At 66.9% G+C, this 17,855-nt stretch carries 10 protein-coding genes; 4 read left to right on the top strand and 6 right to left on the bottom strand.

The annotated features are described in order from the left end of the window. Positions 1 to 176: 176 nt before the first annotated feature. The 4 genes from CFB82_RS21000 to CFB82_RS20985 all read right to left on the bottom strand — a co-directional run bounded on the left by CFB82_RS21000 (position 177) and on the right by CFB82_RS20985 (position 10,049). On the bottom strand, positions 177 to 986 hold the full coding sequence (locus CFB82_RS21000; protein WP_089485128.1) for a hypothetical protein: 810 nt from the start codon (positions 984 to 986) through the stop codon (positions 177 to 179). A gap of 157 nt (positions 987 to 1,143) precedes the next feature. Continuing rightward, positions 1,144 to 1,500, bottom strand: a complete 357-nt coding sequence (locus CFB82_RS20995; RefSeq protein WP_235986592.1) for a DUF6881 domain-containing protein — start codon at positions 1,498 to 1,500, stop codon at positions 1,144 to 1,146. Between the two features lie 77 nt (positions 1,501 to 1,577). Further along, the gene (pbpC, locus tag CFB82_RS20990) at positions 1,578 to 3,992 is read right to left on the bottom strand and encodes a penicillin-binding protein 1C (RefSeq protein WP_089485126.1); all 2,415 of its coding nucleotides are present in this window, start codon (positions 3,990 to 3,992) and stop codon (positions 1,578 to 1,580) included. A gap of 54 nt (positions 3,993 to 4,046) precedes the next feature. After that, the gene (locus CFB82_RS20985) at positions 4,047 to 10,049 is read right to left on the bottom strand and encodes an MG2 domain-containing protein (RefSeq protein ID WP_089485125.1); all 6,003 of its coding nucleotides are present in this window, start codon (positions 10,047 to 10,049) and stop codon (positions 4,047 to 4,049) included. Positions 10,050 to 10,350: 301 nt separating this feature from the next. On the opposite strand from CFB82_RS20985, the gene CFB82_RS20980 reads away from it, so the two are divergent. After that, complete coding sequence (locus tag CFB82_RS20980) at positions 10,351 to 11,604, top strand: lipoprotein-releasing ABC transporter permease subunit (RefSeq protein ID WP_256990398.1); 1,254 nt, start codon at positions 10,351 to 10,353, stop codon at positions 11,602 to 11,604. A gap of 32 nt (positions 11,605 to 11,636) precedes the next feature. Here the strand turns inward: CFB82_RS20980 and CFB82_RS20975 are convergent, their stop codons facing one another. Further along, positions 11,637 to 12,449: a hypothetical protein gene (locus tag CFB82_RS20975; protein ID WP_089485123.1), complete on the bottom strand. Its 813-nt coding sequence runs from the start codon at positions 12,447 to 12,449 to the stop codon at positions 11,637 to 11,639. 592 nt (positions 12,450 to 13,041) lie between these two features. Here CFB82_RS20975 and CFB82_RS20970 point away from each other — a divergent pair. Beyond that, complete coding sequence (locus CFB82_RS20970; protein WP_089485122.1) at positions 13,042 to 14,997, top strand: Xaa-Pro dipeptidyl-peptidase; 1,956 nt, start codon at positions 13,042 to 13,044, stop codon at positions 14,995 to 14,997. Between the two features lie 136 nt (positions 14,998 to 15,133). On the opposite strand, the gene CFB82_RS20965 is transcribed toward CFB82_RS20970, so the two are convergent. Further along, positions 15,134 to 16,042 carry a LysR family transcriptional regulator gene (locus CFB82_RS20965; RefSeq protein WP_089485121.1) on the bottom strand — a complete coding sequence of 303 codons (909 nt, stop codon included), beginning with the start codon at positions 16,040 to 16,042 and terminating at the stop codon, positions 15,134 to 15,136. A 143-nt stretch (positions 16,043 to 16,185) separates the two neighbouring features. Here CFB82_RS20965 and CFB82_RS20960 point away from each other — a divergent pair, with 143 nt between their 5' ends. Together CFB82_RS20960 and CFB82_RS20955 are read left to right on the top strand one after the other, a co-directional pair. Further along, the gene (locus CFB82_RS20960) at positions 16,186 to 17,307 is read left to right on the top strand and encodes an alkene reductase (protein ID WP_089485120.1); all 1,122 of its coding nucleotides are present in this window, start codon (positions 16,186 to 16,188) and stop codon (positions 17,305 to 17,307) included. 74 nt (positions 17,308 to 17,381) lie between these two features. Further along, on the top strand, positions 17,382 to 17,822 hold the full coding sequence (locus CFB82_RS20955) for a DoxX family protein (RefSeq protein WP_089485119.1): 441 nt from the start codon (positions 17,382 to 17,384) through the stop codon (positions 17,820 to 17,822). Positions 17,823 to 17,855 lie beyond the last annotated feature (33 nt).

The raw sequence follows: 17,855 nt of genomic DNA, 5'->3' as shown, positions 1-17,855 counted from the left end.
TGCGTCGGAGATTGCAACGGACGTTGCTTGGCGCCCTGCAAGAGACACGCAGCATTCTTGAAAGCCGCCATTCGGCCGAACCCTGCGTTGGCTCCGATGTGCGACATCGGCAACCGAGGCAGGCTGAATCGGTGCTGCCATCCCGGCCTGCGAACCAGGCACGTTGCGCCCTCTTGTCAATCGAGATACTTGCCGAAATACTGCTTCACGGCAGCCTCGTTGTATTTGTCCTCTCCGCGCCAGTGCTCCACGAAATGCCAATCGTGTCTTCCGCGCGAGGGCCTGTCGTAAGACGACGGTCGCAGAATATCAACGCACGCCAGAATTTCCATCAACACGCCGCGCTCGTTTTTCGACGATTTGATGACCGGCGCCAGGTTGTCCCTCAGCGCACTCGGGTAGTCACCTGGCTGGCTATGAGCGATCACTGACAGCATCGATTTGAGAATGTCGATGTCGGCCTGCGTGGGCTCGGAAATTTCTTCTCGCAGGAATTGCTGCAAATCGAACAAGGTATACATCCGGTCGCCGAGACGCACGCCTCCCCATTTGATGCGCTCGAAATTCAGTACGCTCAAGTCCACCTCTTCATACTCCCGAAATCCATCGCAGACGCCGCAGTGATAGGAGGTGTATGTGATGGCACCGTTCGTGTACCCGTGTCCGCTCACCTTCGGTACGTATTCATGCGGCGGCGACAATCGTTGCGCGCACACGAAAGAAGCCAACGCCGAACGCCACTCCAGCCGCCGCGTCGAGAGGCTGCTTAAAAATGCCCTGGCTACGGCATCCTGCGCAACCTTCGGCAGAATCTCCTTGATTGCAGTAATGCTCTGGTCGTGCGTCAGTGTGACGGGGGCAAACATCACGCCTTGTTCCTTTGCATAGGCAAAATCGGCGTCGCTGATGTTCCTGTCATTTTTGTCGACCCATCCCTTGCCGCTCCAATAGGTTCTGACCAGGATGTTTCTTGCCTTCTCATCCATAAGGCGTCTCATCAGTGGACTGCATGGATCAGCAACAGCTGACCAGGTTCCGATATTGCCGATAACGGCGGACGATGACGTTCGACGCTCTCGTTCTCGATGGTCGGCAATCTAAGCACTGCTGTCGCGCGACTGATTGCGGCCCAACACCGCACACTCAGTCGACGCGATCGATACGTGTCACATGGCGCGACCATAGCGTTTCGAAATCTTCCAACGTGATCTCTCTTCCATCGAATTCAGGCTCGGCGTTGATCTCGACCAGCGACGGCACGGGAACCGTTCCAAGCTCCGTTCCATGCGACGACCTCGCTTCGTCGGCAAATCCCACCCGGCCGTCGCGAAAGAATTCGAGCTTGCGCACCTCATAGCGATCCCGATCCAGCACCGAAACGAGTCGGACCGGCTCCGTCTCGAAAGCGTGCTTCCACGCGACGTCGATTGCAATCATTTCATTTCTCGTCGCACTGTTGTCGAACGATGACTCCGGCCGAATGCCGACAGTCTGCCCCATGTCCGCGGAAATCCTCCAAGCACAGAAGAGGTCGACGCAGTTACCCGACAGCAACCCAGGCGACAGCCACGCAACGCCTACTGCTCCAACCCCACCCCCAGCGGCCGCTGATCGCTGCGCCCGTGATCGTCGACCACCCGCACCGTATAACTGCCGGCCGTCCGCGGCTGCCAGAACAGCGCATCGCCCGGCGCACTGCGCCCGACGAACGCATCGTTGACGAACCAGTACAGCGCATGCGCACTCGCGTCGGCCGTCGCGTTGAATGCGATGCGCGTCTCCTCCGTACGCTTCACGCGCATCGCGTACGTACTGCCGCGCAGCGGCGACGTGATGCGCGGCGGATCGCCCTCGACCTGCCCTGCGTCGCGACAGTCCGCGTTCTGCGGCGGCCGCCGGCGCGGTATGCCGGCCTGCGTGAATACCTGCTGCAGATCCGACGGCCAGAATTCGAAAATCTCCGTATGCGTGCGCTTGCCGTCGTATGGCGGACACGCGGCCTTCCCCGTCGCATCGTCGATCACGACCGGCCGGTGCACGGTGCTCACGCGGATCGGCGACGTACCCGGAATGAACCACGTCCAGCCCTGCTGCGGGCACCACTCGTTCGGCAAATCGCCGCTCGCGAGGCAGATCCGCACGCGCTTCAGTTTCGACGGCACTGCACGCGGCGGCTCGACGAGCGTGCGCTCGGCATTCAGCGCGTCGACGACCTGGAAGAACAGCGGCGCGGCCGCGTCGACGCCGACGAATGCCGTGTTGGTCGAGTTGTCGAAGTTGCCGACCCACACCACCAGCACGTACGGGCCGAACACGCCGGCCGTCCATGCATCGCGGAACGACCATGACGTGCCGGTCTTCCAGTAGACCGGCACGCTCGACGGCTGCGCGCCGCTCGTCTCGTCGGGGCGCAGATGCTCGCGCAGCATGTCCATCGTCATGTAGCTCGCCTCCGCGCTGAGCAGGCGCCGGCCGGGCAGCGCCGGTTCGTCCGCGCGCAGCCGCAGCGGCCGGAACTCGCCGCGATTCGCGAGCATCGCGTAGAGCGCCGCGAGATCCTGCATCGTCACTTCGCCGCCGCCGAGCACGAGCGCGAGCCCGTAGTGCTGCGCGCTCGCGAGCCGGCGCACGCCGGCTTCCTGCAGGAACCGGTACAGATCGGGCGACTTGAGCTGCGACGCGACCCACACTGCCGGCACGTTGCGGCTGCGGTTCAGCGCATCGGTCGCGGTGATCGGCCCGAGGAAATGGCCGTCGAAATTCTCAGGCGCATACGGGCCGAACGCGGTCGGCACGTCGCGCAGCACGGTCTGCGGATGCAGCACGCCCTGGTCGAAGCCGAGCGCATAGATGAACGGCTTGAGCGTCGAGCCCGGCGAGCGCCGCGCGAGCGTGCCGTTCACCTGCCCATCGATCGAGCGGTCGAAGAAGTTCGCGGAGCCGACGAGCGCCTTCACGCCCATGTCGCGCGTATCGACGAGGATCGCCGCCGCGTTGCGCACGCCGCGCGTGTCGTTGCGCGCGACATAGCGTGCGATCTGCCGTTCGAGCGTGCGCTGCAGGTCGAGATCGAGCGTCGTCACGAGGCGCGCGTCGGCGTCGCTGTCGTTCGCCGCCGCGCTCGCGGTCGTACGCCACGCGTTGCGCGCGGCGAGCGCCTGGTCAACCGCATGCGGCGCATCGAACGGCAGCGCGGACAGCGGCCGCATCGCAAGCGGCAACGCGAACAGCGGCTTGAATGACGCATCGCCCGGGTGCTTCGTCAGCCAGCGCGCATATAGCCGGTTGCGCGACGCGGCCAGCGCGCGATTGATTTCATCCTGCCCGCCACGCACACGCCGCGCCGGGTCCTGCGGAATCACCGCGAGCGCGAGCGCCTCGGGCAGCGTCAGCGCATCGGGCATCCGGTCGAAGTAGACGACGCTCGCAGTGCCCGCGCCTTCGACGTTGCGGCCGTACGGCGCATCGTTCAGATACGCTTCGAGAATCTGCCGTTTCGAATAGAAGAGCTCGAGCTGCACCGCGCGCGCAACCTGCTCGAGCTTGCCGGCCGGCGTGCGCGTGTTCAGCCGCCACAGCGAGCGCGCGAGCTGCATCGTCAGCGTCGAGCCGCCCTGCGGATTGCCGCCGCGCACGTACGTGATCCACGCGCCGCGTGCGAGCCCGTACGGGTTGAAGCCGGGATGCCACCAGAACCAGCGGTCCTCGTGCAGCATCACGGCTTCGACGAGCTGCGGCGACATCCTCTCCAGCGGCACCCACAGCCGGTAGCGATCGTCCTTCGCGAGCGTGAGCCGCAGCAAGCGGCCCTGTGCGTCGACCACCGCGACCGACGACGGCTTCCAGTCGCGCAGCGGCGGATGCGGCCACAGCCGGCACGCGGCCAGCGCGCCGACCACGAGCAGCACGCCGGCGATCCAGTTCTGCCAGCGATGCAACCAGCGGCCGGCGCCGTGCAGCACGCGCCGGCGCACCGAAACGTCGTCAGCCACGCGCGGGCACTCCTCGCACCCGGCGCGGCCGGTCACGACGTTGCAGCCTCATCGTCATCGCACGCGCTCCACCGTCAGTGTCGACCCGCCGGGCGCCTGGGCCTGCAAGCGGCGGTCGTACATCGACTCGCCGTATGCCGGCGGCGCGATGAAGCGGCCCGCGTTGCTGGCCTTGATCCGGTAGACGAACTCGCGCACGTCGGTCGTCGCGGTGCCGTAGATCACCACGCGATCCTCGCGCACGTCCGCGAACTGCGGCTGCCACGTGGAACCCTTCACGCCGATCGGCGAACGCCACGGTGCATCGGCCACCGGTGCCGACGCGCCGCCGTCGCCGTTGCTGTCGCCCTCCTGCGTGTCGGTGACAGGCGGCGGCGCGATGACCGGATCGAAGCCGCCCGGCAACAGGTCGACGATCGCGATGTTGCCGACGCTCGCCGAGCCCGTCGCACGGATCTTCAGGTGCACGTCGATCTCCTGGCCGACCGTGATCTTGTCGAGCGGCTTGCCGTCCGTGTCGGTGTAGTCGCGCACGATTTCCAGCCCGTTCTTGATCGCCTTCGTCGACGTGCCGCGGTCGTAGCCCGACTGGCTCGTGATCCACCACGCAGGCAGCGTGCTGCCGTTCACGAAGTCGACGCGCGACGCACCGGCCGACCACGTGCCCGAGCGCACGAGGTTCGCCTGGATCGACGACACGTCCTTCGGCGCGGCGCCTGCGCGCACCTCGTCGATCGCGAGCTGGTCGAGCTGGCCCGCGCTCGACGCCGCATACGCATCGAGCGCGAGGATCGTCATCGCCGACGACAGCGTGTTGTAGCGATTGTCGACGAGCGGCGCGGCGAGGTTGTCCATCGCGCGCGGCGACAGCTTGCGCACGCGCTCGGGGAAGTGCTTAGCGATCAGGTACAGCACGCTCGCGTCGCGCGTCAGCGGATCGAGGTAGTAGCCGGTCACGTAGCCGCCGTCGGATGCACGCTTGCGCTCGAGCAGCGCCTGCGGGCCCGCGATCAGCGCCGCGGCCTCCTTGTCCTGCTTCAGCAGCTGGTACGACGCGGCGAGCCATGCGGCTGCGAGATCGTTCTTCCAGTCGTTCGGATACGCATCCTGCAGCCGCTTCTGCACGGCCGCGAGGCTGTTGGTCGTCACGTTGCCCTGGCGCGTCAGCAGATACACCGCGTACGCGCGTTGCCGCAGCAGATCGAGCGAGCCGAGCGAATCGTTCGCCGCGAGCTTCTGCAGATACTGATTACCCGCGTCGAGCATGTCCTTCGGCACGGCGATGCCGCGCTCGCGTGCGTCGAGCAGCACGTGCATCGCATACGCGGATACGAACGGATCGGCGTCGGGTGTCGCGCTCCACAGGCCAAAGCCGCCCTGCGCGTTCTGCCGGCTGCGCAGCACGCCGAGGAACTGCGTGATCGCCGCCGCGTTCGTCGCATCCGCGCCGGCGTCGGTCGCACGCATCGCGCTCGTCAGCGCCTGCACCGACAGCCACTTTGCCGCGAACACGCGCGGCACGGCCGCACTCACCATCTGCTCGCTGCAGGTGTGCTCGAAGTTGACGAGATACGACGACAACCCTTCGGACAGCACGAGCGGCGCGGTCGAGATGCTCGCGTCGCGCGACGCATACGCGTCGTACATCGACCGCAGGTTCGGTACGCTCGCCTTCTTGCCCGGTTCGAGGCGTGCGATGTCGAGCTGCGTGCGGAACGCGGCAGCCGGCCGCACCGACACGTCGACGCGCTGCTGCGCCCCCTTCGCGCCATAGCGCGCGCCGAACGACAGCGTGCCCGAGCCGAGCGTATCGGTCGCCTTCACGCGGAACATCGCGACACCCTCGTGCTGCGGCGCGAGTGCAACGTTCTGCGTGGCCGGCCCGACCACCTGCAACTGCGGGCCTGTTTTCAGCGTGACCGCGACCGGCACCGGCTGGCTGCCGACACCCGTCAGGTTGTTCGCGACACCGACGCTGACGTCGGCCTCGTCACCCGGCGCGAGCGTCGTCGGCACATTCGGCGACAGCACGAAATCGCCGCGCACCGTCGTCGCGCCTTCGAACGTACCGACCAGGTCCGGCGACACCGACACGGCCATCACGCGCAGCTTGCCGTTGAAGTAGTCGGGCACGGTGTAGCTCAGGCGCGTGTCGCCGTTCACGTCGACGATCCCCGACCAGTAGACGACCGGCTTGTCGCGCTTGCGCTTGAACGGGTTCAACTGGCGGCCGATTGCATCGTCGGCATCACCGCCCGGCGCGGCCATCGCCATCAGCTTCTCGAAGTCCGGCAGGATCAGGTCGAGGATCTGCGACGTGCCGACTTCGAGCATCCGCTTGCGGAAAAAGAACTTCAGCGGATCGCCGAGCTTGTAGCGCGCGACCTGCAGGATGCCCTCGTCGACCGCGAACACCACGACTTTCGCGGGTTTCGCCGAATGCACGGTGAAATTCACCGTGTCGCCGGGCTTCACGAGCGCCGGCGCATCGACCGACACCGCGTTGCGGCGCGCGTCGAGGTTCACCGAGAACGGCACGACGCCATAGCTCAGCGGGCTCATGAAGATTTCATCGGACGACGGATCGCGGATGTACTGCACGTTGATGTAGCCGTTGCCTTCGAAGCCGGCCGGCACCGTGATGTGCTGGATCGAGCTCGTCGTGTCCGCATGGAACCACGCGTGCGCATACATCTTGTCGCGCTCGATCGTGATCAGGCCGCTGCCCGCGTAAGGCGCGCGGATCGCGATCTCGACCTGCTCGCCCGGCTTGTAGTCGTGCTTCGCGAGCGTCACCTGCAACTCCGCGTTGCGGTCGAGCGAGCGCGTGACGTTCGCGTCGCCCGTAACCGAATACTCGATCCGGTTCACCGCGGCGCCGGCCGCGTTGCGGATCACGAGCGCGTAGCTGCCCGGCTTGTCGGTGCGCAGCGTGAAGTCGAGCCCGCCCGCCGGAATCGCCAGCGGCTTGTCGTCGACCGGCACTTCCTTCAGCCGCGAATCGTATTTGTACGCACCGGAATCCTGCTTGGTCAGCACCGACACGTAGCGTTCCTCGACGAGCTGCGCGCGCAAGTCCTTCACGTCGATCGCCTTCGCGTTCGGATCGATCGCGACGAGCCGCACCGTGCGCGGGCTGCCGCGCTTCACGTAGCCGAGATCGTCGACCGACTTGTAGCCGACGAGCCAGTCATTGTTCGACACGAGCGTCTGCGCGTTCGCGGCGACATTGCGCCCACCTTCCGCTTCATAGGCCTTCGCCTGGAAGTAGAGCTGGTAGGTCGCGTCCGCGTACTTGTCGAGATCGAGGTCGAACTCGGCATGGCCCTTGTCGTCGGTCGTGCCGTCCTGCAGCGTCGTCGTATAGCCCTCCTTCGCGCGGCGGGCATCGAAGAAGTGATAGCCCTGCCAACTGCGGAACGACGGCCACACCGGGCGCAGCGTCAGCGTCGCCGCGACGCGGCGCTTCTCCGCCGGCGTGCCGAACAGGTTCTGCGCATCGACGATACCCTTCAGCCCCTTCGGCTTCACCCAGCCTTCGACGACCTGCTGCGACAGCTTCGCGTCGACCTTCATCCGGTCGGGCAGGAACTCCTTCACCTGCACCGTCGTGCTGCCGATCGGCTCCGCACCGGGCTGGCCGTCCTTGACGATGTACAGGTTGACGGTCCACGTGCCGGTCGGCGCCGTTTCAGCCGTCGTATAGCCGAGCTCGGTGAAGCCGGTCGCATCGACCGTCACCGGCTTGCGCTCGACGGTGATCCCGCGCGGGTCGACGATCTCCGCCTGCAGCGGCACGCCGGCCGGGCTGCGCGCCCAGCTCGCCGCCCGCACGATCAGGCCGATGTGGAACGGATCGCCGGGGCGATACAGCCCGCGATCCGAGAACAGGTACGCGGACAGTTGCCCCTGGCCGGTCGCGTTGCGCTCGCCGTCGACGTCGAAGCGCGAGAAGTCGAGCTGGCGATCGCGGCCGGCCACCGGCAGGAACGACAGGTCGGTGTCCTTCTTCACGACGTACAGCTGCGGCCGCTTCTCGCGGTCGAGCCCCTTGAACGCGGGGAAATGCACGATGCCGTCGGCGCTCGTGGTCTGCGTGAACAGCGCCTGGCCGTTCACCGCAAGCACCGACACGGTTGCGCCCGCAACCGGCTTGCCCGTACGGATCGACTGGATGAATACGTCCTGGCTGCCGTCCAGCGCCTTCTTGACCAGCATCCCGAGATCGGTCACGACGATCAGGCGCGTGTCGCCGAGCGCGTTGTCGCTGTCGTCGCCATTGCCGCTGCTGTCGCCCGAAGCGGCGTTGTCCGATTGATCCTGGTTGCCGTCGCCGGACGATGCATCGCTATCCTTCGCATCGTCGGCCTTCTTCTTCTCGGCCGCCGGGTCGTACTTCGTCAGGTGCAGCAGGAACACACCGCGCTTGCCGCCCTTCAGGTACTGGCCGAGATCGATGCCTTCGTAATGCGCCTTGCCGGGGTCGCCGGCCGGGAACGCACGCGTCTGCACGAAGCGCTCGACGATGTGATCCTCGCTGAACGAATACGACAGCTCGGGCCGCGCGTACGTGCCGTTGTTGAAGCTCACGAGGTGCTGGAGCTGGTCGGGCAGCACGCGGCCGATCTCGACCTTCATCCCCGGCAGGTTGCGCGACACGACCGACAGCCGCTTGCTGCCGCTCATCGACAGCAGCGAACCGTCGGCCATGAAGCGCAGCAGCTTCGGATAGTCGGGCACCGTGAACGCGGTCGTCACCGGCTCGGCGAGCAGGTAGCCGCCGGCCGATTTCAGGTTTTCGGCGAACCGCACGAAGATGCGATCGCCCGGCGTCGCGTGATATTTGAAACTTTGCAACGTCGCGTAGTCGTTCTCGGTCGGTACCACGTCGAGCGCCAGCGGCTTCGACTGTTTCAGCACCGCCTCGCTGATGTCGGCCACGTTCCATGCGTACGGCGGATCGTCGTCCGACTGATCGACGCCCGGCTTGCGCTTCGGCAACACCCACGCCTTGGCGCGTGCGGCCAGGTCGGCACTGCGCACGCCGTCGGATGCCTCCGCGACGAGCACCTGCTCGGGCTCGTAGCGCTCGTTGTCGACGAGCGTCGGCGCGATGTTGTCGATCGACAGGCTGTAGAGGCCCGGCACGTCGACCAAGGCATGCAGCGCGTCCGGCGTGCCGTTGCCGCCGCGCGAACTCTTCACGCCCTTGTCGACGTCGAGCCGTGCCACCATCGAGTTGAGCGGGATCTCGAGCGACTGCGAGCGGACCCATGCGCTCGTCTTCATCTTGTCGTAACTGACGGTGTAGCGCAGCGGCGTCGAATTCTTGCCGTCGCGGCCGACCAGCACGAGGCCGATGCGTTTCTCGAACTCGGCGGGATCGACCGGGTAGTTGAAGCGCAACTGCAGCAGCGCCTGCTTCTCGGCCGGATTGTCGGGGTTCTGGTAGAACTCATTGTTGCCGACTGTCGCGGCGAACGCCGGCACGTCGAAAGCGAAACGGTCGTCGTGCATCAGCACCTGCGGTGCGAACACCCGGTGCACCGCGAAACGCACCTCGACGTGCGCGCCGACCGGCCAGTCGGCGGCCGGCGTGAAGCGCAGCGTCTTGTCGTCGGCCCACTCCCATGCCCCCTTCAGCGCAGGCGTCATCTCGATGCCATCGCCGGCCGGCTTGCCGACCTGTTCGATCGGCGCAGCCGATTGCGCAAACACGACTTCGAGCGGATGGACGGTGATCTTCGGCTTGTCGGTGTCGTCCACCTCGTAGGTGGTGATCGCCGGCGCCTTCACGGTGAAGCTGACGGTCGCGGGCTCGGGCGGCTTCGGGCGATGCTTGAACCAGTAGCCGCCATAGCCGAGCGCGGCCGCGAGCAGCACGAGGCCGCCGGCATGCCACGGGCGGCGGCGCACGGCCGCGGCGGTCACGCCCATCCACGCGGGCGCCGTCCACGACACGTCGCCGACCAGCGGCCGCAGCGCGCAGCCGAGCAGCCACCAGACAAAGCCCGCCACGCGAATCGGCAGGAGCAGCAGGAAACGCAGCAAATCCATTGTTATTTCCTTATCAAGGACATGCTGCCTGGTGCGGCAACCTTCCCCGAATTGTTATGGGTCTGTGACGGCGCGGCCCGGTTGCGCCGTAATTACTTGGTATGTTCGACCGGATGCTGGGCGCCATTATCGATCAGACCCGAAACGATGGAAATATCGGTGTGCCGGCGCGCAACGCCGCCGGATGACCGGCCGGCCGGGCGGATCTCGGTCGTCCGTGGCGCAACCTCTGCACACGGCGGCGCCGCGTTCGCTAGAATGCGCGGCTCGGCAGGATCGAATCGAAATGAAAGGAAACCGCTTGAAACTCCCGTTCGAATGGCAGATCGGGCTGCGCTATGCGCGCGGCGGCCGGCGCTCGGCCGGCGACGGCTTCGTGTCGTTCATTGCCGGCGCCGCGATGGCCGGCATCGCGCTCGGCGTCGCCGCGCTGATCGTCGTGCTGTCGGTGATGAACGGATTCCGGACCGAAGTGCGCGACCGGATGCTGTCGGTGCTCGCGCACGTGGAAATCTTCTCGCCGACCGGCGCGATGCCCGACTGGCGGCTCACCGCGCACGAATCGCTGCAGAATCCGGCGGTGCGCGCCGTCGCGCCCTATGTCGACGCACAGGCGCTGCTGACGAACGCCGTCAGCGTGACGGGCGTCGCGCTGCGCGGCATCGATCCGGTGCTGGAGCCGCGCGTGTCCGAGATCGCGCGCAAGCTGAAGACCGGGCGGCTCGACGCGCTCGTGCCGGGCGAGATGGGCATCGTGCTCGGCTCGGCGCTGGCCGACGCGCTGCACGTGAAGATCGGCGACCGCATCACGTTCTTCGCGCCCGGCAACACCGCACGCATCGGCGATGCGCTGCCGCGGTTCCGGCAGTTCAACGTGGTCGGCACGTTCGAGTCGGGCCACTACCAGTACGACAGCGCGCTCGCGTACATCCACATCCGCGACGCGCAGACGCTGTTCAACGTGCGTGCGCCGACCGGCATCCGGCTGCGCCTCGACGATCTGCAGCGCGCGCCGGACATCGCACTGGCGCTGTCGCGCACGCTGTCGGGCGACCTCTATATCCGCGACTGGACACGGCAGAACCGCACGTGGTTCGAGGCCGAGCGGCTGCAAAAGCGCATGCTGTCGCTGATCCTGATGCTGATCGTCGCGGTCGCCGCGTTCAATCTCGTGTCGTCGCTCGTGATGACCGTCACGCAGAAGCAGGGCGACATCGCGATCCTGCGCACGCTCGGCGCGCCGCCCGGGTCGATCATGAAGATCTTCGCGATCCAGGGGATGACGATCGGCCTCGCCGGCACGCTCGCGGGTGTCGCGCTCGGCTGCGCGATCGCGGTGAGCATCCCGTGGGTGCTGCCGGCGATCGAACAGTTGCTCGGCATCCGCTTCCTGACGCCGTCCGTGTACTTCCTCAGCTCGCTGCCGTCGAAGCTCGCGGCGACCGACGTGATCGAGATCGCCGCGGCCGCGTTCCTGATGTCGTGCGTCGCGACGCTCTACCCGAGCTGGCGCGCCGCGCGGGTACGGCCGGCGGAAGCGCTGCGCGACGAATAGGCGCGCGGCGTCCGGCTCTGTGACGCGCGTGGCTACGCGATCTCGTGGAAACCGATGCTGTTGCGGCCGTTCAGGATATCCTCGAACGCGGCGCCGAAGCCGACGTCGATCAGGCCCGCGCGCCGGCCGTAGGTCTTCTGCCCCGACTCGTCGACGAAGATCGCAGCACCCGACGACAACTGACGGTCGGTATCCAGCAGCGCCAGCGTGCCGCGCGCGGTGCCGGCCGACTGATCGAACGTCAGCCGCGTGCCGTCCTGCGTGGTGAAATGCCCGCCGACCTCTTCGAACTTCCGGTTGCGTGCGACGGACGCGTTGATCTCCTTCATGAAGAGGAAGTCCGCGTCGGCGCGCCGGCTGGCCACCTTGCGATCGTCGTCCGTGAACGTCTCGCCGACGGCGGCCGCGCCCTGCTCCGCGAAGTCGACGGCCTGCTGGTGAAACGCGCGCGTCGCGAGCACGAGGCCCGCGTTCGCATTCAGTGTCGACTCCACCCACGCGCGATCGCTTTCCGTCATCGTCTTCGACACGACCTTGATCTGGCCGTTGTCGGTCATGAAGTCGAACTGCGCGTCGGCCAAGTCCGGCCGCTTCGCGATAATCTCGTGCAGGCTCGTCACGAGCTGGCTGGTGACGTCGCGCAGCTTCGTCGACAGGTTGCCCAGTGTCGACATCTGCTTCATGCGCGCCGCCTGCATCGCGTCCTGGTCCAGCGCCCGGATGGTAATCGGCGTGTCCTGCGGTTGCCCGGCCGCCGCGTCCGTCTGCTGGCGCCCGTCGAGCGCAGCCTGCTGCGCCATCTGCACGAGCGAAAAGCCGCTCGCTGCCGTGACTGAAGTCGTCATGCCCTCTCTCTCCTTTCAATCTGTTTTTTACCGTTTACGGACAGATTTCCCGGAAATTTAGACCGATCGCAAGTCCATCACCCCGCACGCATGAAAACTTTGTTTGACTCAAACTAAAAAAGTTTGACACCGAGATTTCACTGAGATAAGTTTTGCGCAAGCTTCCGGAAAGCATTCCGGCCGGCCCTGCCGACTCGCGTCGCGCTTTCCTGCCGTTGCAGCACCGCCGTTCGCACCATCCCCGCCTCATCGCATCGTGCCGTTCCGTTTCATCTGAAACCTGAAGGAAGATCGGGCATGCCCGCATTTGATTCGCACTCCTGCATTCATTTCGTGCCGCCGGCCTCGCTTCGACCGGGCGGCCCGAATCAGCCGCCGCGCTGACGCTTTCCGGTCGGGGCAATGCAGTCGCCCCGACGCTCGCCGGGTCGCGCGATACGTGACGCGCGTCGACACCGGCCGTGACACCCGGGCCTCGCGCCCGGCGCTTTCGAAGGTGCAGTTCCGTTTCATCCGATGCAGCACCCGGCCGGGCCGCAGGGGGCATATCGCGGGCCGACCGGTTCCAGACAATCACAAGAAGAGGTCGACAATGGACATTCATCGAACCGGATTGCGTCGCGCGTGGCTTCCCGCGCTCGTTGCAGCCGCGACGCTCGCCGCGTGCGGCGGTGACGACGGCGGCAGCGTGGCGGGCGTCTCCGCGCTCGCGCAGGGCAAACAGGAGGAGGCCGCCGCCTCGGCGGCCGACAAGCAGTCGCTCGCCTCACGCATTTCACCGTCCGGCGTCCCGTACGCCAATCCGGCCAGCGGCGGCCGCTACCGGCCCGTGATCGCGAACGGCCAGGTGCAGCCGTCACTGTCGGGCGGCACGATCGAGGAAAACGCGTGGGTCGACACGCCGGTCGATTCCGACGGCGACGGCACGCGCGACCGCATCCACGTGCGCATCGTGCGCCCGACCGAAACCGCGAACGGCGCGCGCACGCCCGTCATCGTGCTCGCGAGCCCGTACTACGCGGGCCTCGCCGACAGCCCCGACCACAACGTCGACGTCGAACTCGACGGCACGCCGCATCCGGCCGCCGCGGCGGCCACGGCAGCGACCGGCGCCTCCGCGCGCATCATGGCCGCCGCGCCGCAGGTGCGGATGCTGCAGCAGGTCGAGGCGGCTGCCGCCGGGCGCTCGTGGATCGAGGGCTACTTCATCCCGCGCGGCTTCACGATCGTCTACGCGGATTCGCTCGGTACCGCCGGTTCGGACGGCTGCCCGACGATCCTCACGCGCGACGAATCGGTCGCGATGGCATCGGTGATCCGCTGGCTCGGCCGCGACGCGACCGCGAAGGACGCGAACGGCAAGACGGTCGTCGCGAACTGGTCGACGGGCCACGTCGGCATGTACGGCGTGTCGTACGACGGCACGCTGCCGAAGATGGTCGCGAGCCTGCGCACGCGCGGGCTCGACGCGATCGTGCCGGTCGCCGGACTGACGAACATGTACGGCTACTACCGCTCGGGCGGCCTCGTGCGTGCGCCGGAAGGCTATCAGGGCGAGGACGTCGACGTATACATCAAGGCGCTGCTGACGAACGCGCATCCGGAGCGCTGCACGCACCTGATCGACGAAGCGCTGCAGCAGGAAGACCGCAAGACCGGCGACTATTCGCCGTTCTGGGCCGCGCGCGACATTCCCACCGCATACGCGGTCGCGCCGGCGCTCGTCGCGCAAGGGCTGACCGACGACAACGTGCGCGTCGACCAGTCGACGCTGTGGCATCTCGCGATGCGGCGCCAGGGCGTGCCGACGCAGCTGTGGCTGCATCGCCTGAAGCACACCGACCCGACCCGCGTGCCGGCGATGGCCGAGGCGTGGACCGCGGAAGTGAACCGCTGGTTTACGCGCTACCTGATCGGTTTCGACAATGGCGTCGAACGCGATCCGCGCGCGGTGATCGAGCAGGCGGACGGCACGCTGCTGAAGGAAGCGGACTGGGCCGCGCGCCACGCCACGCCGGTCACGTATTTCGCGGGCGGCGACGGCGCGGGCACCGGCACGCTGCTGCGGCTGCCGACCGGCGGCCCGCTCGCGCGCTTCACCGACGATGCGCGCATCACCGCGCTCACGCTGGCGAACGCACCGACGGGCGAGAACCGCAGCCGCTTCGAAACCGCGCCGCTCACGGCCGCGACACGCCTGTCCGGTTCAGCGACCGCACGCGTCAGGCTGACCTTCACGGCCGTGGCCAACGTGACGGCCCTGCTGGTCGATCGCGCGCCGGACGGTACGGCCACGATCGTCACGCGGGCGTGGACCGATCCGCGTAACCGCGTGTCGGAGTGGGTCTCGCAGCCGGTTCTGCCCGGCATGCCGTACGACCTGAAGCTGACGTTCATGCCGCGCGACTACAAGCTGGAAGCCGGCCACCGGCTGGGGCTCGTCGTGCTGTCGAGCGACAACGAAGCGACGCTGCGGCCGACGCCGGGCACCGGGCTGACGCTTGACCCGGCCGGTACGTCGGTGACGGTGCCGCTGGCTTCGTCCTGAGCGGACGTGCGCCGCGCGGAACGCACTTCAGCCGGCCCGCGTAGCTGACACGGCCGAACGTCCGGCCAGTCTTCAATCGTCGCGGATTGCAAGGCTGGCCGGGCGGCCTGCCCGGCCGGTCGCCGCCGGGCATGGGTCAGGCCCTTCGGCCGTCCGGATCGCCCTGGCGACTCAAATAATCGATCAGCCACTGCGCGGCCGGACCGCTCGCGCGATCGGCACGCCGGATCAACGATAGTCCGTAGCGAAACGTGCGCCGATCGGCCAGTTTCACCGGCACCAGACGGCCCGACTGCAGATCGTCCTCGATCAGATGCATCGGCATCGATCCCCAGCCGAGCCCGGCGAGCAGCAATCGATGTTTCGCGCCGAGGTCGGCCACCTTCCAGGTGCGGGTCGCATGGATTCCGAACGATTGCCCGTCGGTGACCTTGCTGCGGTCGGTAAGCACGATCTGCGTATGCTCGCGCGCCTCCGAGAGCGGTATCGGCGCGTCGCGCAACGCGAGCGGATGCATGGGCGCCGCAACGGTCAGCAACTCGATCGCCCCCATCGACGTCGCGTCGATCGCATCCGGCCAGTTCGGAATCGGGCCGCTGATGCCGAGCGCAGAGCCGCCGTCGAGCACCAGTTTCATGACGCCGCCGAGCGCTTCGATCGCCAGGTTGAGCGCGACGGTCGGGAACGCCTCGGCAAACGCCTGCATGCCTTCGACCAGCTTCGGCAACGGAAACATCACGTCGACGGCCAGCGACAGTTCGGCTTCCACGCCGCCCCGCAGACCGGCCGTCTTCGCCCGCAACTGCCCCATCAGCATGTCCAGCCGACGCGCATCGGCGAGCACGACCTCGCCTGCCGCCGTCAGTTGCGGACGGCGTCTGCCACGCTCGAACAACGGCATGCCCAGCTGTGCCTCAAGGCTGGCGACCGCATAACTCACCACCGATTGGGCCCTGCCGAGCCGACGCGCCGCCCCTGAAAAGCTGCCCGCCTCGACGACGGCGACGAACGCACGAAGCTGATCCAGATTGGGGCTGCGATCCACGATCTATCCAGAAAATTGATTTTAACGATCCATTTTAGCCAATTGTTTCGATCGAAACGATCCCCTACATTCCTGTCACGCCATGTCGATCGCGGCGCCCCCGCGTCGACAGTCCCCCCTCAATGTCACAGGAACATGGAACCATGACGACCGACCGCTTTCTCTCGCCGCCCCGGGCGCCTGCGCGTCCGACGCTGTTCGACCCCGTCGAAATCGGGCGCATCACGCTCAGGAATCGCATCGTGATGGCGCCGATGACGCGCAGCCGTGCCGGTGCCGGCGACGCGCCCGGCCCGATGAACGCGACCTACTACGCCCAACGGGCCTCGGCCGGCCTGATCATCACCGAGGGCACGCAGATCTCGCCACAAGGCAAAGGCTATCCGTTCACGCCGGGCATCTATAGCGATGCGCAGATCGCGGGCTGGAAACAGGTGACCGACGCGGTGCACCGTGAAGGCGGCCGCATTTTCGTGCAACTGGCCCATGTCGGCCGCATCGGTCACCCGGACCTGCAGCCGGGCGGCGCACGACCGGTCGCGCCGTCGCCGATCCGCCCCGACGGCGACGCCTATACGCCGACCGGCCCGCAGCCGTACCCGGTACCGCGCGCGCTCGAAACCGCCGAATTGCCCGCCATCGTCGACCAATACGTGCTGGCGGCTCGGGCCGCATTGCAGGCCGGGTTCGACGGCGTGGAGATTCACGCCGGCAACGGCTATTTGCTTGACCAGTTCCTGCGCGACGGCACGAACCGGCGGACCGACGACTACGGCGGCACGATCGACAACCGGCTCCGGCTGCCACTCGAGGTCGTGCGCGCAGTCGGCCTCGTTTCGGGCCCTGATCGATTAGGTGTCCGCATCTCTCCGGTCACGCCGCATTTCGGTGGAATTGCGGATAGCGATCCGCAAGCACTGTTCGGGCGATTCGCCGACCGGCTGAGCGGCCTCGCGGCCTATCTCCATGTCGTCGAAGGCGTCCCTCAGGCCGCACCGGACGCGGTGCCCGCATTCGACTACGGCGCGCTCAAGCACGCGTTCGGCGGGCATTACATCGCGAACAACGGCTACACGAAAGCACGCGCGGAAACGGCACTTTCCGACGGCCACGCCGATCTCGTGTCGTTCGGCTACCCGTTCATCGCGAACCCGGATCTTGCCGAACGCCTCCGGCACGACCGGCCGCTCGCGCATGCGGACATGTCCATGGCCTATGGCGGCGGCGAAGCCGGCTATACCGACTACCCGCCGTTCAGCGCATGAGCACGCACCCGAACCCGAACCGCTGAACACGGCGGCGGATCGCCGATCCGCCGCCCCTCGAACAAGGAGTCACCATGATTCGATCGATCAACCGCGCCCTGTACCGAACCGCTGCGCAGACGCCCGCCGTCAGCGCCATCCTGTCCGTCCTGGTGCGCATCCTCATCGCCGGCGTCTACGTCGGCGCGGGCATCAGCAAGATCTTCAACTACGCAGGCACCGAGCAATACATGGCGCACATGGGTGTACCGGGAGCACTGCTGCCGCTCGTGATCTTCGTCGAAGTCGCCGGCGGCCTCGCGTTGATCGCCGGCTTCATGACGCGACTCGCCGCGCTCGGGCTTGCGATCTTTTCGGTCATCGCCGCAGTGATCTTCCATAGCGGCGGCGACCAGACGCAGCAGACCTTCTTCATGATGAACCTGTCGATGACGGGCGGCCTGCTCGCGCTCGTGCTGAACGGCGCGGGCCGCGCCTCGTTCGATCGCGGCGATCGAGCGTCCCTGCCGGAATGACCCGGCCGACGCCGCGTCCTGCCCGACACCTCA

The sequence above is a fragment of the Burkholderia sp. HI2714 genome (genome assembly GCF_002223085.1).
GTDB lineage: Bacteria > Pseudomonadota > Gammaproteobacteria > Burkholderiales > Burkholderiaceae > Burkholderia > Burkholderia lata_D.
This window is presented reverse-complemented; position numbering and strand designations above follow the sequence as displayed.